At 66.2% G+C, this 16,621-nt stretch carries 9 protein-coding genes; 5 read left to right on the top strand and 4 right to left on the bottom strand.

Features of this window, described 5'->3' with window-relative positions:
• Positions 1 to 7 precede the first annotated feature (7 nt).
• From ACFOYX_RS28190 to ACFOYX_RS28180, 3 genes are read right to left on the bottom strand one after another with little or no spacing between them, the layout of a single operon-like run.
• Positions 8 to 1,735, bottom strand: coding sequence for an AIPR family protein (locus tag ACFOYX_RS28190; protein ID WP_322443801.1), 1,728 nt, complete (start codon positions 1,733 to 1,735; stop codon positions 8 to 10).
• Between the two features lie 41 nt (positions 1,736 to 1,776).
• Positions 1,777 to 2,970, bottom strand: coding sequence for a restriction endonuclease (locus ACFOYX_RS28185; protein ID WP_322443800.1), 1,194 nt, complete (start codon positions 2,968 to 2,970; stop codon positions 1,777 to 1,779).
• Positions 2,961 to 5,033 carry an AAA family ATPase gene (locus tag ACFOYX_RS28180; protein ID WP_322443799.1) on the bottom strand — a complete coding sequence of 691 codons (2,073 nt, stop codon included), beginning with the start codon at positions 5,031 to 5,033 and terminating at the stop codon, positions 2,961 to 2,963. Before ACFOYX_RS28180 ends, ACFOYX_RS28185 begins: the two co-directional genes overlap by 10 nt.
• Positions 5,034 to 5,089: 56 nt before the next feature.
• Here ACFOYX_RS28180 and ACFOYX_RS28175 point away from each other — a divergent pair, with 56 nt between their 5' ends.
• The 4 genes from ACFOYX_RS28175 (at position 5,090) to ACFOYX_RS28160 (ending at position 11,419) form a co-directional block, all read left to right on the top strand.
• Entirely contained in the window at positions 5,090 to 5,773 is a 684-nt protein-coding gene (locus ACFOYX_RS28175) for a DUF429 domain-containing protein (protein WP_322443798.1), read from the top strand.
• A 374-nt stretch (positions 5,774 to 6,147) separates the two neighbouring features.
• Positions 6,148 to 9,729: an AAA family ATPase gene (locus ACFOYX_RS28170; RefSeq protein ID WP_377534543.1), complete on the top strand. Its 3,582-nt coding sequence runs from the start codon at positions 6,148 to 6,150 to the stop codon at positions 9,727 to 9,729.
• Between the two features lie 47 nt (positions 9,730 to 9,776).
• Positions 9,777 to 10,871: an XRE family transcriptional regulator gene (locus tag ACFOYX_RS28165; protein ID WP_322443752.1), complete on the top strand. Its 1,095-nt coding sequence runs from the start codon at positions 9,777 to 9,779 to the stop codon at positions 10,869 to 10,871.
• The gene (locus ACFOYX_RS28160; RefSeq protein ID WP_322443751.1) at positions 10,868 to 11,419 is read left to right on the top strand and encodes a hypothetical protein; all 552 of its coding nucleotides are present in this window, start codon (positions 10,868 to 10,870) and stop codon (positions 11,417 to 11,419) included. Before ACFOYX_RS28165 ends, ACFOYX_RS28160 begins: the two co-directional genes overlap by 4 nt.
• Positions 11,420 to 11,438: 19 nt before the next feature.
• On the opposite strand, the gene ACFOYX_RS28155 is transcribed toward ACFOYX_RS28160, so the two are convergent.
• The gene (locus ACFOYX_RS28155; RefSeq protein ID WP_322443750.1) at positions 11,439 to 15,449 is read right to left on the bottom strand and encodes an Eco57I restriction-modification methylase domain-containing protein; all 4,011 of its coding nucleotides are present in this window, start codon (positions 15,447 to 15,449) and stop codon (positions 11,439 to 11,441) included.
• Positions 15,450 to 15,931: 482 nt separating this feature from the next.
• Between ACFOYX_RS28155 and ACFOYX_RS28150 the strand changes: the two genes are divergently transcribed.
• Positions 15,932 to 16,603: an exonuclease domain-containing protein gene (locus tag ACFOYX_RS28150; protein WP_322443749.1), complete on the top strand. Its 672-nt coding sequence runs from the start codon at positions 15,932 to 15,934 to the stop codon at positions 16,601 to 16,603.
• Positions 16,604 to 16,621: the final 18 nt, after the last annotated feature.

Below are 16,621 nucleotides of genomic sequence, written 5' to 3'. Positions count from 1 at the left end.
CATAAGCCTACGACGCAAGCTCGAGCGCCCCACGACGCACGCGCTCGGCAAAGCGCTCCGTACGAACCAGGTCGCTCAGCTGGACGCCCGCCCGCTCCTTCTCCTCTTCCACTTGAGCCGTGACGACCACGGTGAGTAGCTGAGCGAAGTGATGCTCCGACTCCAAGGGGTGCCACACCACCCGAAGGATCTTGTCGCAGATGTTCTTCCCGCCGGCCCCAGGAGGCAGGGACCCGGTCCCCACCAGCCGGACTTTCAGCGCGGCCAGCAGATGATGACGCGCGGCCCGGTAACCCCAGAATGCCCTCTTGTTACGGAAGAGCCACTCGAGCCGGTAGAAAGCCGCCGCAGTCGTGTAGTAGACGAGGGGATCATGGTTAGGCTGGAAAAGCATCTTCTCGTGCTTGCTCTTCAAACGCGCGTAACGGCCTGTGCCGGCGGGCTCGTTCAGGATCATCGCCGCGTAAGCCTTCGTCAGCTGAGGCCGGGTGATGACCCGGGTCCGCTCGACGCTGGCTTCCCCGCTGTACTGGCGGGACCGCCGCTCGTAGTACAGCCTGCGCGATTCCGGCTGGGCGGCGAAGAAGTCCTCCAGTTTCTTGTGGAACGACTCTCGTGCTGCGAGGTCGTCCTCGGTGACGGCCGTCTGCCGGTTGGTCGCTGCGATGATCCCGCCGATGACGTCCTCGTCGTTGGACTGGATCAGCCTGACGTTGACGTGCACGCCGTCGGAGAGGCTCTCTCGCTGGTCGAACAGCACGTGACAGGTTTGACAGCCGTTGACAATCTGAAAGTCGCGGATGTGGACCTCTTCGCCGGTCGTCGTCAGCTCTCTCGCGACGATCGTGATCCCGTTGTTGAGGACCGCGAAGCGCCCACGACGATCCGGGTCTTGAAGGGTGCGACGGATCTCGGCGTTAACTGAGTTGTAGCCCTGAAAGTCGCGGACGTTTTCGTAGAACAGAACCTTGCGAATCCCGCCGTTGGGATCGGTCAAGATCCTCTCAACCAGCTTCCTTGCGGGGAGCACGCCAAGGAACGCCTGCTCAACGCCCGGAATCTTGGGCAGTGGCAGCTTCTTCGGCATGGTAAAGCTCGCACCAACCGCCTCCGACGCCTTCTTGTAGAGCTCCCGCAGCTGGCTGGCGCCGACCGCGACAACATCCACGTCCTCGAAGATGTCAAGCTCCCGCAGCCGCTTCGCCGCGGCGATCCGCTTCTCCTCAAGGAGGCCGTCGCCGGGCCGGCCTGTGGAGACGTAGTGGATCGACAGCTTCGGCAGGCCCTTCTTGAACTTGCTCACGTCTTTGTACACAGCGTCTACGCATGCGCGCAGATTGGCGACATCCTGAGACCGCTTGTACGTCATCGACCCGCGGCTGAACACCTGAACGAGATTGTCAGCAAGATCGGTAAAGACCTTGGTCTCGAACTTCTCGCTGCGCTTCGCCTGGATGATCACAAAACGAACATCCAGTTGCTTGGCCTTCCCCACCGCGTCCCGCACCTCGTCGGCGTCACGGAGCAGGTCGCCGTTGACGACGACCGCGGCGACATCCATGCCGAGATCATCCCCACCGCCCATGCGGAACTGGTCGGGGTTGAAGTCATCCTCGTGGTAGGCGCTGAGCACGCAGTACCCGGCGAACGCCTCGAATGCCTCGGCGTCGTTCAACGCAGTCAGCTCTTGATCCTTCTGGAACTGCTTGGTCCATTCTTCGAGGATGAAGTCCACGCCGACCTCCGGATGCCTCGGTGACAGGCTGCGAGGCAACCCTAGCGAAGCGCGACCGTTGATGCAGCTTTCGAATCGATGATCGTTTCTGACAGGACCCGAACCTGGGCGAGGAGGTCCACGGGGGCGGCTTCAAGGTCAAGGGCGTGGCAGACGATCTCGATGCCGGCATTGCGGACGAGATGCCGGACCGGCGGATGGTCGCCGGACACGTAGACCAGGTGTCCGCGCGACAGCTGGTAAGCGATGCAGTAGGCAAGCATCTGGTATGCGTCCCCGCGTGCGGCGTCAGCCTTGTACTTCGCGTCCACCACCGCGCCCACCCCGCCGCTGGCGTCACGCCAAAGGATGTCCGGCCTCAGGTCCAGTTGCCGAGCTTCGTCGAGATGCTGGTGGGCCTGAAAGGACACCGTGCCGCCGTCTACCGGCTCGATCGCCTCGCGGAGCGCCACCGAGAGGAAATCCTCGTAAACCCGCCACATGTCGAGCAGGAACGCGTTGGACACCACCCCGCCTCGGCCGGCCTCTACCGACGCGCCTGCAAGGACCAGTTCAGCCAGCCGCAGTGCGACAACCAGCCGATCGTTGAGCCGACTTGGACGCCACATCGGTGCCGGCAAGCCGGCCCGTAGCCGGACAACTCCGACGAAGCGTCCCGCAAGGTGGCGCAGCATCCGCCGTGACTCGGCACCGATCCCCGGTACGGCCAGCATCCGATCGACTGCCGTGGCGAGGATGCGGTTCTCCGGGATGTCGACGGTGTACTCGTCGTGACGGATCTCGAGCGGCAAAGCTAGACCTGCCCTGCGGCTCAGTTGCGCCGTCTCGCGCAGGCGCCCTCGCAATATCGGTGACGTCTCGTCGATGACCTGATAACCCTGCAACAGACCAGGACGGAGCGCCCGATCGGTCTGCCGCCACAGCGCGGCGGCAAGCGCTGGCACCAGCCCCTTCTCGTCGGTCAGCGCGACGTTTTCGTTGCGCCACCCCTTCGGGTTACGTGCGTAACCGACGAGAAAGAGCAGCCTGGCGACTGGCACCTTGGGCTCGATGTGCAGTTCCACCTCGCCAATGCGAGCTGCACCGACCTTGTTCCCGGCGCGCACAATCCACATGCCGCCTGTCGGGCCGGGGCGTACCTCGACAATCTCCGAGGCAGCGAGCCGGCGTGCATCCTCGGCGCTGAGGTGTACCTGCACCGCCGGGCCAGCCTCACGTACTTGGATCAGGGCCATGGCTGGTGCGGCAGCGATTGCCGCAGGACGTCGAGCGCGTAGCGCCGCTCGACGTCAATGTCGTCGGCGTAGTGGTGCTCGACGAGCAACGGCATGATGTCGTGGCGCCACACTCGCTCGAGCCCGTCCGGCTTGGCATAGATTGACTGCCGCATCAAGTACGACGGGCCTATCGCGTAGTCCGCGTCGACAAGCCGCCCGTTGAGCGCGTCAAGCAGATCGGGCGAGTCGGAGTTCAATCCCTCTCGGTTCAGCCAGCGGCGCAGCAGCCCGGAGACCGGCGGCTTGGCAGGGTGCATCTCGACGAAGGCGAACCGGCGCCGCATCGCGGCATCGACCAGGGCGATCGACCGATCGGCCGTATTCATCGTGCCGATGAAGTAGAGGTTTGTCGACAGGGTGAAGTCCTCCGCGGAGTACTGCAACCGGATCCGCTGGTCGCGGTACTCGAGCAGGAAGTACAGCTCACCGAAGATCTTCGCCAGGTTGCCGCGGTTGATCTCGTCAATAACCAGGACGTACGCGGTGGAGGGGTGCTCCCGGGCGTCGTCAGCGAGCTTTCGCAGCGGGCCCGAGGTCAGCTTGAACCGAAGGGTCCCGTCTTCGCCACTCTCCGGGCGGAAGCCTTCGAAGAAGTCCTCGTACGTGTAGGACGGGTGGAACTGGATCAGCTTGACGGCGTGCGGCTCGGTCAGGCGGGCTGCCAGCTTCTGCGCCAGGTACGTCTTGCCGGTGCCCGGCGGGCCGTACAGGATCACCTGCCGGCGCTCAGCGAGCAGCTCGCGCAACTCCCCCAACCATTCCTGATCCGTCAGCAGGTCGGTCGCCGTCTCTTCGGTCAAGTCGGCGAGCTGAGCCTCTGGGATCGGCTCCACTGTCGGCTGCACCGAGACCAAGTCGGCGTAAAGCCGCTCGAGGGCGTCGAGCGCGTCAGTCAGGTCGATCAGGTCGTCCTGGCTCTGGGTCAGCGTGGGCAGCGACCCGGTCAGGTTTGTCAGATCCTGCGGTTGCTTCGTGTTGAGCCAGCGCGCCGGCCGACGCAGGTTGGACCGCCGGTCCGGTGAATCCACGAAATAGGCGGCACCTTCGACCAAGCCCAGGTAGACGTCGCCGCGGTGGACGGTCATCAGGTAGTCGCCGGGCCGCATCTTGCGGAAGAACGCGCTGAAGTAGCTGTAGAGCTTCTCCCGTACCGAGTAGCTTTTGTGCCGATACTCCTCGTCCACGATCTGTTGGAGCCGCTGGGGCTCAACCTCGTCGTCTAGCTCCGGCAACTGCGATGCCGCTAGTGACACCCAACCCTGGGCCAGCCACTCCGGCACAAGGTCGATGCCGTCAACGTTCGAACCGCGTACGAGCCAGGCCCGACGCGCGGCCGGCTCCGCCACGGATACTCGGTCCACTACCAGGTCGATGGTCACCCGTTGCTCTCGGCTGGCTTGCCGGCCCTCGAACTCGACGCCTTCCTCGATCAACCGCTTACGAAGGTCATCGCCCCGGTGTCTTGAGTGCTGGTAAGCAGCGACAGGCACCCGACCGTCAGCCCACAACACGCGATGTGAATTCTCGACGTAGGTTTCCGCGAGCAGGTGGGCGATCTCCTCGGAGGAACCGTCCACCAGCTCCGCCAGGTCGTCGTACGCGGTCCAAGACCCGGCGGGCACATTGTCCAGAGCGGCCGCGATGGTGCTCAACTTGCTCTCGTACTTCTTACGGGCCTGCTTCCGACTGCGGACGATCTCACGGTATCGCCGGCTGATCTCGGCGTACAGCTCCTCCGAGCTTGGGTAGGTGCCGAGCGCCGCACGGCCCTCATCGGTGATCCACCAGAGGGCGTCTCGCTTGACCATCCAGCCGACTGTGGCGGCATCGCCGGTATGGAAATGCGCAGCGACCATCCATGCGGGAGCTCCGCTCTTCTGCGCGCGCAGCTCCGGCTCCGTCAGGGCGACGCGCTGCGCGACCTTCTCCAGCACCGCCTTGCCGGGCATTCGATCGCCGGCGTCGCGCAGCACTTCCAGGCAGGTCCGCACGAGTAATCCGTACCGGATACCTTCAGCCATGGTCCCGGCCTTTCGGACGAAGCGATCGTGGTCTGAACAGCCTACGGTCAGTCGGCATGACGAAGCTACGCGTGCTCGGGGTAGACGGCTGCAAGGACGGCTGGGTAGCCATCGAGCTGCATGACGGCGCCTTCGCGGGAGCACACATCGCGGCCACCCTGCCGGCGTTGCTGGCGGAGCGCGCGGACGTCGATGTGGTGGGCCTCGACATGCCGCTGGGGCTGGCCGAGGCGGGGTGGCGCCAGGCCGACGTCGCAGCGGCTGCCGCTCTCGGTGCAGCAAGGAGCACGGTGTTCCGGGTGCCGCCGCGACCGGTCTGGCTCGAAGAGGAGTACGAGCCGGCGGTCAAGCGCTGCCGGGAGATCACTGGGCAGGGCTTCAGCCGGCAGGCGTGGGCGCTGCGCAACAAGCTGCTGGAAGCCAACGCCTACCGGAATATCGCCCCGCACCGGCTCTTCGAGGTGCATCCCGAGGTGTCTTTCCGCGGGATCGCTCAAGGCCGCAGTCTGCCATCCAAGAAGACATGGCAGGGCCAGATGCAACGACGCGACCTGCTCCTGGAGGTCGGCATCGCACTGCCGGCGGAGCTTGGCGCGGCGGGACGAGCAGGCCCGGACGACGTGCTGGACGCCGCTGCCGGCGCCTGGAGCGCTCACCGCATCGCGACGGGCCAGGCGACCAGCTACCCCGACCCAGCCGAGGCGTGTGCGGCTGGAGGCACCATCGCCATCTGGTGCTGAGGATTCTGGCGGGTCGGCATGCTTGAGCGACAAAAAGTCTCAACCGACGCGTTGCCCGTTCATTTGGGACATCGTCCACCATCGCCGTGCGATATACAGGGTGCTCGCAGGCTCGACACGCACCGTCGTCGGGTCTCCTCGCGAAGGGTAGTTTGCAATGAGCGGTGGACTGCATCTGTCGGTACGGGTGCCGTGGCACGACAGCGGTTGGGCAGGCACGGTCTGTAACAGACCACTGGACAACACGTCCTGCGTGCTGCTTCAAGAACATTGGCGAGCACCGAGACGACGAGTACGAAGCCACCCACGCCGACAAGCCGCTCGACCTGGTCAATCCAAATCGGGTCCCGTGCGTCAGCGAGCGCGGCTCCTTCATGAGTCCGCACAGCTATCAGCTGATCAAGGAGCACCCGTACCGATTCACCTCGGCGCTGAAGGGTCGGCTCCAACCGACGCCGGTGACCGTGCCCGCCTACGGCGTGCATGCCACGCCGTACTTCTGGCTGCACCGGGACAATGTCGCGGAAGTGCTCCGGGCCACTGACGTCGAATATCGTGAGGAGCTGGAAGAGCTCGTCAACGACACGCTCAAGTTCAAGCCACAATGGGTCATTCACGGCGAGAACCAGCGCGCCCTGATCACCCGTTTCTTCGCCGACGTCGAGCCGGGCAACGGCCTCGTCTTCTTCTACCTGAAGCACTCACCATTCACCGCGGCTGGCACGAGCGGTGGACGCAGCCTCCTGGTCGGCGCTGCCCGGATCACCGACATAGATCTGCCCAGTGCCTGGAAGACGGCGGGATCGACGCCGTTCCCCAACCACATGTGGGAGACCAACGTCCGGCACTCGCTCCGCCCGGACGGCAAGGAGGGGGTGCTGCTGCCGATGGCAGGGCTGGCCGCCCTCGACCTGGATCCGGACGAGCTCGGCGACGCTCTGGCCTGGGCCCCGGAGTACGGCAGCCGGGAGTTCATGTACGTCACCGAGCACGTCTCGGACGACACCGCCATCGCGGCGCTTGAGCGGCTCTACCGTGCAGCGGAGCGGTGCCTGGACCTCGGCTTGGACATGCCGCGGGTATCGATGGACTGGCTCTCGGAGCGCATCGCCGAACTGTGGACCATGCGCGGTCCCGCTCCCGGCCTCGGTGCCGTCCTCGAGGCCCTGTCCGTGCCGCACGGTCCGGTGGTCGCCCGCGCGATCGCCCGGCAGACCCCCGAGGGCGTCGACCCCTGGGACTTTCTCGGCCAGGCCATGGAGGAGCCGGCGAAGCTGGGTCCCGAACTGGCCAAGAAGCTGAGCGGCACACCGCGCAAGGTGTGGCGCAAACTGCCCGACGAGAAACTGCGGTTCCTGAAGCTGCTGACCCGCTTCAACCTCACCGTCGCACAGGCTGACGCTCTGTTGACAGGCGGAACCGAGATCGACCTGAGCCACGAGGAGCTGCTGGAAGACCCCTACCACGCATTCACCTGCCTGTTGGGCGGCCCAGCAGAGGTTGCCTTCGATGTGATTGACCGGGGCTGCTTCCCTGAAGCGTCGGTGAGGGCAGCCTTCCCGCTCGAGGAACCGTCCGCGATGGTCGACGCCGCGGACGAACGCCGGGTGCAGGCGCTGCTGACGGCCGTGGCGGAAGAGGCCGCAGCCTACGGCGACACAGTCGTGCCGCTCGGCCGGATGCTCGATGCCATCCAGGAGCGGCCGCTGGTCGAGCCCTGTCCGCTCACCGAGGATGTGCTGGAGGCCCACGAACTCCACCCCTCGGATCTCAGCTACGACGAGGAGTCGCCGTACTGGCCGCCGGTGTGCGGGACGGCGCTAACCGACGGGTCGCCGGCGTTCAAGCTGACCCGGTTGGAAACGACGAGCCGAGTGATCCGCGCCACCGTCGAGGAGCAGCTGGCCAGAATGCGTCACCAGGCGCCGGGCGACGTGCGCGTGGTCCTCGATAGTGCGCTGCCCGCCTACAGCCCACAAGCCGATGACATCGCGGCCGAGGACCGTGCACGCGCAGAAAAGACCGCCGCCCTCACCGAGTTGTTTGCCGCGCCGCTGAGCGTGCTCGACGGCCGCGCCGGCACTGGCAAGACGACCCTGATCCACGCCCTCGCCAACCACCCGGCTGTCAACAGCGCCGGCGTTTTGCTGCTCGCCCCGACCGGCAAGGCGCGGGTGCAGCTCACGAAGAAAGTGAAATTGCCCGCCCAGACTCTTGCCCAGTTCCTCGGCAAGTACGGCCGGTACGACAAGGACACGGGCGCCTACTTGATCGACAGCAGCCGGCCGAAGGCGCCACGGTTCGGGACGGTAATCGTGGATGAGTCGTCCATGCTGACGGAGGAGCAGCTCGCGTCTCTTTTCGACGCGCTGCGGCCCCCGGACCGCCTCATCCTGGTGGGCGACCCGCGCCAGCTACCACCGATCGGCGCCGGCCGCCCGTTCGTCGACCTCATCGCACGGCTCACCCGTGAAACGAAGGTGCCGGCATTCCCCCGGGTAGCTCCCGGGTACGCGGAGCTGACAGTGCTGCGGCGGCAGTCCGGCCATGTGCGCGACGACCTGATGCTGGCTGGCTGGTTCGCCGGTGACGAGATCCCCGAGGGATTCGAAGAGGTGTGGCATCGGCTCCGCAACGGGGCCGAGATGGACACGCTGGCGGCTCGCGCGTGGCAGGGGGCGCGTCCGGAGCAGGCTATCGACGCGGCCCTCGCGGAGGAGCTGGACATAGCCGGGCCGAAGGCCTTTGCGAAGTTCGAGCTGTCCTATGGCGGCCAGGAGAACGGGCCGTGGGTCAACTTCCCCACGGGCAAGGATGGGGCCGGCGAGCGGTCGGAGGCATGGCAGATTCTCTCCCCCACTCGGACCAGCCCGTGGGGCACCATCGAGGTGAACCGACGCCTGAAGCGCAAGTATCGCGGCAAGGCATTGAAAGACGCGCTGCGCCCATCGTACGAACGCACGGTGCCGCCGCCGATCGGAGCGGAGCAGATCGTGCTCGGCGACAAGGTCCTCAACAATCAGAACAAGACCAAGAAGGCCTGGCCTGTCGTCCCCGATGCGCTGAACTACGTGGCGAACGGCGAGATCGGAGTAGTGGTTGGGCAGATCAGCAAGAAAGGTTCTCCCCCCAAGTACACCCATATCGAGTTCTCGTCCCAGGTCGGGTCGCGGTACAGCTACGCCTCCAGCAATGAGGACGACCCGGCGCTCGAACTCGCCTGGGCGATCACGGTGCACAAGGCCCAGGGTTCGGAGTTCGGCAAGGTTTTCGTACTGCTGCCTGGGTCTTCGCGGCGGCTGTCCCGGGAGTTGCTCTACACCGCGCTCACCCGCCAGAAGGAGAAGGTCGTCCTGCTGCATGAGCGGCCGATCGACGAGCTGTTCGAGCTGACGCGGTCAACCGGTTCCGAGACGGCCCGCCGGCTCACGGACCTGTTCGCGGCTCCTGCGCCCCGCGAGGTGCTGCTGCCAGATGGCACCGCGGCTGGCGTGCTCGACACCAATCTCATCCATGTCACATCGACCGGCATTTTGGTCCGCAGCAAGAATGAGGTGATCATCGCTGGCATCCTTGAGGACCTGGTGCCGGGTTGCTGGGAGTACGAGAAGCCCTTGAGCGCCGGCGAGGTGACCCGCCTCCCCGACTTCACCATCGCCGGCTCGGATGGTCGGCCGGTCTACTGGGAGCACCTCGGCATGTTGGACAACCCGCAGTACGAGGCAGCCTGGGAACGCAAGCTGGCCTGGTACCGCGAACAGGGTGTGCTGCCACATGGGGAAGGGGGCGGCCCAAAGGGCACGCTGATCTGGACCGACGACCGAGACGGGGTCGACGTACCGGCCTGGACCGAGCTGGCCAGGTCAGTGCTCGGGTCGGGCTCGAGTGGGGTACGGGTGCCGGCCAGGCGGGCAGCCAAGAAGGCAGCACCGGCAGCGGCCCGTACCCCGAACTGACGACAGTTTCGGGCCCACAATCAGCGAAGGTGTGCGATTATCGCACCATGGTCGAAGACAGCGACTGGACGACCGTTGGCGAGCAGATCCGTCAGGCACGCCTCGGCGCCGGCATGTCGCAGGCCGAGTTGGCTGCGCGCGTCGGGCTTGACCGGACGATGATTGCGAAGGTCGAGGCCGGTGGGCGTCGCGTAGATGCCTTGGAACTCATCCGCCTGGCCACCGCGCTCGACGTACCGATCGACTACCTCCTGCAGCGACGACTAGCTGTCATCTCTCATCGCGCGGAGCTGCTCGCAGAGGACAATGACACGGAGGTCGCGCGCAGATCCCAGCGCCTTGACATCACGCTGTCCGCGTGGCTCGGCGACGTACGCCAAATGATCGACGCGGGGACGCTGCGCGCTAGCGCCCCGATGCGCTACGACGGTCGAGTCGAATCGGAAGCCGATGCCCGGTTGGCGGCACGATGGCTGCGCCGAGCACATGGGGTGGGCGATGCGCCAATCGACACGCTGATGGAGTTCAGCGAACGCAGCGGACAGTACGTCCTAGTAAGCGACCTCCCCGGAGACGGCGCCTCGCTGATCGAGGGTGAGCTGGCGGTGGCAGTGGTCAGCGCCAACGGGCATCCCGGACGGCGGCGGGCAACGGCAGCCCACGAACTCGGTCATCTGGTGCTCGGCGATGAGTACTCCAGCGACCTGGCAGTGCACATGTCGCGGGCGGACCGCGAGGTTCTCATCAATGCCTTCGCCGCCGAACTCCTGCTGCCGGTCGCCGCCTTTCCAATCCGCAACGCCGAAGGCAACCTCCGCGAGGAGGTCATTCGGTTGGCCGCTCGCTATCGCACCTCGTGGTCGCTTGCGCTCCGGCAGGCGGAGCAGGGGGGCTGGCTCGACGCCGCAATGCGACGGGGGCTGAGCCAGGTCACTCCCACCCAAGCGGAATTCATGGATGCGGTTGGATGGTCACCGCAGCCCGATCTCAATGCCGTGCGCGTCCCGCCCGGCTATTCGCATGCGGTCATGGAGGCATGGCGGCGTGACCTGGTGACGAGTTCTCGTGCTGTCGAACTCATGCACGGGCAAATCACCCGCAACGACCTGCCCCCGCGCGATGAGGCAGATCTGGCCCTGTGAGCAGCCAAGGACTGGTCGACAAGCCGGCGTTGGTCTTCGACACCACCGTGCTGAACCATTTCGCGCGCGCCGACCGCCTCGATGTTCTGGCAAGCATGGTCATTGGCCACCCATGCGCCACCACCCCCGTGGTCCTCGACGAACTTCGCTCCGGCGTGCAGCAGCATCCCGCCCTCAGCTCCGCACTGGAACTTGACTGGATGCGAGTCATTGCCCTTGACCAGCCCGCCGAACTCCAGTGTTTCGCGGACTGGGTCCGCAGGATCGGCGCTGGTGCCAGAGACATGGGCGAGGCCAGCGTCTTTGCCGCCGCCGACATCCACGGCGGGATCGCGATCACCGACGACCGTGATGCCACCAGGGTGGGTCGTGCCCACGGGCTGTCCGTGCACGGGACGATCTGGCTTCTGGCGGGTGGGTGTGGCGCGGGCAAGCTGACGGAAATTGGCGCCGGTGCGATCATCGACGCCCTGCGGCAGACCGGCCACCGGCTGCCCTGCACCGGGACGGAGTTTCCCGCGTTCGCACACCGCTACGGCCTGCTGTAGGTCCTCCCGCATCGCCAGGTCATTGCGCCCGACTCCATCCCGCCACGTGACGTCGTCCGTGCCCGGGCATCGGGTCGAGGACAGGAGGGAAGGGCTGGTTCAGATGAGCGGCGCGAGTCATCGCGTCGTAGCGCTCAAGGATCAGACGCTTCATTCGATACTCGCCGTACGTCCGTTCCTCCCGCTGACGGAAGACGGTGAAGGTGTCGAGCACGTAGTCGACCTCGTCTCGGCTGAGGCCGTAGAGCTGGAAGTAGGCGGCGTCCAGCTCCGCGCGGATCAGCTCCCGCCGCTGCGGATCCCAGACGAACGGCGGTCCGTCGTCTCCCAGGTCGCGGGCGTACGGCGCGAGGTCGTCGGCGGTGTAGGTCAGCTCAAGCACGCGAGCAGTGATCCACGCCGCCAGGTCCAGCGCTTCCGGATCCCACGGCACCCGCCGCTCATAGCTCTCGGGCGGCAACACCGGCAACTGTTTGAGTACGTAGAACTTCAGCGATGTGCCTGCGAACTTCTGCCGCACCACGTAGTCGAGACAGAGAGAACTGAGGTTGCCCTGTAGGCAAGCTGGATGCCCTCCGGGCAGGGCAAGCAGGAACTTGTCGCCAACCGCGGATCGGCTCGCGACGGCTGAGATTAGCGTGCGCTCGTCGGTGCTGCGGCAGATGTCGCGCCAGCCGAGCAGCCAGCCGCGCGACCAGCGGTTCCCGAGCCGGGCCTCCACCTCCGGCTCAGCCACCCAGTAGCGAGGCATGACGGTCTCTGCCGGGTCCCGGTGGGCGTCGTCGTCGAGCCTCGGCAGGGTGCCCACGTTGAGCTGCGCCTCGGTCGCACCCTCATACGTGCCGAGCCGATGGTCGAAATGGTGCGCCATTTTCGCCTCGTACAGCGGCAACATCCGCTCCCCGCCCCGCACGAAGACGTTGCGTACGAGCTTCCAGCCCGCATCGACGAGTCGATCAAAGGTGTGGAAGAGACCGGAGTCGGTCGCCATGTTGAACAGGCCCTGACGGAGCCAGAGCCGCCACGGATTGCCACCGGGATCATCCTCCCGCCAGAGCACCGGCACCCGGCTGTAAATCCCCAGCGCGATCTCGGCATCACGTCGTGACAGGAAGACCGGGCAGGTACCCGTGTTGGGGTTGAGTAGGCCGATCTCGTCCGGCGTCAGCCGGTAGGCCCGCACCTCTATGTCAGAGACCCTTCGAGCCCGGAATGCCAGAGAGGCCGCTGGCGCAGTTCGCTCACGCCCAGCGATCGTAAGCAGGGAAAAGCGAAGTGAGTGATGCACGTTTGAGAACAGTTTCTCCTCGTTCTCGAAGTCGTGGAGCGACACCAGGCTTTCGCTGGTCACCACGTTCTTGAAGAGGGCCTGTGTGGTCGCGTCGGTCGCGATACCGGTGGGCAGGATCATCCCGAGCAGGCTCCGCGGGGCTGCGATGCCTCGCGCGGCCTCGGCGAAGACGGCGTACGTGTTGAGCCTTCCGGCCCCGGTGAGCGGGTACCTGCCCGAGGCACGGACCATATGGCTTACCCCGCCCACCTCCCGTTGCGCGGTGAGCAGTTCGCCGTAGAGGTCCTGCCCGCTCTGGTGTCCCCTCGTCCGCAGCGCTTTGATCAGCTCTCGCCGCGCGGCGGCGTGCTCGGCACCGGCAATCGCCTGATCACGGCTGGCGAAAAACTCCTCCTGCTTCAGCTCGATCTTCTCCCACGGCGGGTTGGTGAGGATGCAGGAGAAGCCGCCCGTCCAGCCGGTCGCCGAGTCGACGCCAGCGCCGTCCGGCGGGACTCGGAAGATGTGCGGGAACTCGATGTGCCAGTGGAAGAAGCGGTACTGCCGGCTCATGGTCTCGACGACTTGGCGGGCCGCCTGGATCGTGCTGCCGCGCTTCCCCTCCGCCAGCCGTTCCAGGGTGCCGTGGGTGATCGCGTATTCACGCGTGCGCTCGGTCTTCGGGCCGACGAACGCCGTGCACCAGGCGTCGGCGATCAGCCGGGCGCACCTGCGGTCCTCGTCCAGCAACTCGGCCCGCTTAGCTTGGACGTGCACGTCGGCCAGCGACTCACACGGCGCCAGGTGCGCGATCGCCCGCGCTTCCTCGGCGAGGTCGAGGTTCACGCCGACCGCGTCGCCGAGCGGCCGCTGACCCCGCCGCTCGGCGGCGTTCTGCTTGCGCAGCGCGTTGACCACGGCCCGGTCGTCGCCGTCGAGCGCGACGAAGGCGGCGTCAGGGATGCCACGGCGTAGCATCGCGGGCGTCGCTCCCAGCAGCGAGTTGCCGACCCGGATGTTGGCGTCGAGATAGCCCAGGGGCTTGCCGGGTTCAAATGCCTCCAGCCAGAGCGAAACCTTCGCCAGCTCCGCTGCCATCTCGTTCAGGTCGACCCCGTAGCAGCAACGGCTAACGACGGTGCGCAACGCGATCCGGACGGCATCGATGCTTGGTTCCGCCTCATCGCTTCGCTCGGCCGCAAGCCGCTTGGCGATACGTCGGGCCGCGGCGATGAGGAAGTGCCCGGACCCAACCGCCGGATCGCAGACGGTGATGTCGAGCAGTGCTGCTTCGCGCGCGTCGCGGGTCGGCTTGTCGCATGCCTCTTCGAGCAGCGGCTCCAGCGTGGAGTCGAGGAGACTGTCGACCAGAGTGGCGGGGGTGTAGTAGCTGCCGCTCTTCTTGCGGTCGTTGCCGTTGAGCCGGGAGAAGTGGAATCGCCTACGCGTCGCGTCCCAGTGCGGGTGCAGCTCCAAGAGGGCCTCGTACACGCTGCCCAACTCCTCGGCACCGAGATGCCGGAAGTCGACCAGCTGCCGCCCGCCGTGGCGCTTCGCCAGCACGCTCAACGCCTCGACTGCTTGGAGGAGGGCAGCATTCGTCAACTCCGCGCCGCAGAGCGGCTCGTCGAGGACGCTCTGCTCGAAGATCCCGCCGATGGCGGGCAGACCGACCGTACGGGAGCCGGTTTCCGAGCCGAGGATGCGGAAGACCAGCTTGACACCCTGCCAGAGGTCACCGTGTCGGGAGTAGCGGCGAACGACCGCGAGCTTGCGCAATCGCTGCGACGACAGGTACGCGTCGTAGCGCTGGCGCGCGGCCTGGTCGGCTGCCGGGTCGAGCAGCAGCTCCCGGTCTTCGACGACCATCCAGAAGAGGAGCTTGTAGACGAGCCTCAACAGCGAGCGCTTGAAGTCGGCCAGCGACAGGTCCGTCCCGATGACCTCGCGGAGGTGCTGGTTGGCCGGGTGGTCGAGGAAGCCCGTACCCAGGATCTCCAGCGCGGCCTCGACCCCGCCGCGCAGCCGGGTGAGCGCCCGCTCGCCCTGCTTGGCGCCGTACGCCCGCCACTGCTCTAGCAGGCAGGACGGCGGACCGATTTCCTCGTCGCGGACCTTGAGCCGGCTGGCGTGCGCCATCCGGAACAACAGCACGAAATCCGCGAAAAGCTCCCCCTCGAAGATCGACTGAAGGTCGAACTCGATGTACGACGAGCCAACGAGACTCGTCGAGTCGCGCAGCAATCGCAGGCGCTGACCGTTTGACAGCACCCCCCAGAGATGCCGATCGCTCTGGTTCAGCAGTTGCTGGACCATGGCGTGCGGTGCGGCGCCCGCGGGTCCGCCGGCGCGGCCGACCCGCTGGTCGAGGTCGGCGTGCCAGGGCAGCAGGTGTAGCGGCACGGTTTGTCGCCACCGATGGCTGACCGGGAAGGATCGGTCATCGATGGGGATGCCGCCGGGCAACGGCTCATAGTCGCCGTATTGCAGTTCGCGCAGCAGCGGGCCGAGCCACTCGTCCCGCGTCAGGCGCGCGATGGACGCCGCGCCGCGCGCCCGCCGCTTCGCGAAGTCGGTGTACGTGTCGCGCAGGTAGAGGTACTTCGCGTTGGCCAGGCGGCGCACCGATTCGCTGGCGCCGAGGTCATAGGAGACGGGGTCGATCCCGGGGACTTCCGGATCACCCTCGCCGATCCGCTGCACCACTCCACCGGGCAACAGACCCCCGACCACCTGCACGGCGGGATACGACAACGCCATGTCCGCCCTCCCCCAGGTCGGCAGAACCCAGAGCTGGCACCAAGTAGTGGATTGATCACTATCGGTGTTGAGGCCGAGCGTATAGATCTATTCCCATGCCTACAAGGCCCGCATTGGTCGGCCGTCTGTCGCGAAGCCGCCAATCCCCGACGACTGGGCAGTCTTGATCGTCCACACAGGTCGATAACTGACCCGCACCGAGGGTGGCAGCGGCCTGACCAGCGATCCAAGATCTTTCAGGCGCGTGGATCTTCGCGCCTCATCCCCCTTGCGCCCGCACGAACCACCGCACCAGAAACCAGCACAGGAGGCCCGTCGTCGTGATCAACAGGTACGCCGGGAGCTGTGGAGAGTGCCGGAAATGGGTGGAGGCCGGGGCCGGACAGGCGGAGAACGTCGGTGGCCGCTGGAATCCGTTCCACCATGAGTGCGTACCGGTCAGAGCGGCTCCACCGGCGGGGACGAATCGCGGGTGGCACGACATGCCGGTTGTGGGCTTCGACATTGAGGGCACGGTGGACGAGCCCACGGAAACCCGCATTCTGTCGGCAGCGCTGGTGTACGCCGACGGCACGACGGCGAAGTGGCTCATCAACCCCGGCGTGCCGATCCCGGCCGACGCCACCGCCATCCACGGGATCACCAACGAGATGGTGAGCAGCGCCGGAAGGTCACCTCGGGAGGCGCTGGCCGAACTGGGAACGGCGATCGCGAAGCTGATCGCGGACGACACGCCGCTCGTCGCTTTCTGCGCCCACTACGACGTCACGGCACTGCACACCGAGCTGGCTCGCCACGGTCTTCCGCCGCTGGACTGGGACCGTGCCGTCATCATCGACCCCTCGATCCTGCATAAGCAGGTCGAGCCCCGTTGGTACGGCGGCCGGCAGCTCGGCGACCTGTGCAAGTACTACGAGGTCAAGCTGGCGGCCGCGCATGACGCAGCAAGCGACGCGCGTGCGGCGGTCGACATGGCGGTGTCGATCGCGGCCCGCCATGAACGGATCGCCCGGATGCGCCCCGATGACCTCCATCAGGCGCAAGTCACCTGGTACGCCGAGCAGGGGCGGGATCTTCAGGCGTATTTCGACCGGCAGGGCCGTGACGAGACAGTGAGCCTGGAATGGCCGCTGGAAACCAGGCGACGCCGATAGGCGAAGTTCCCATCTGTG

Source organism: Micromonospora sp. GCM10011541, assembly GCF_042650725.1.
Taxonomy (GTDB): Bacteria; Actinomycetota; Actinomycetes; order Mycobacteriales; family Micromonosporaceae; genus Micromonospora; species Micromonospora sicca.
This window is presented reverse-complemented; position numbering and strand designations above follow the sequence as displayed.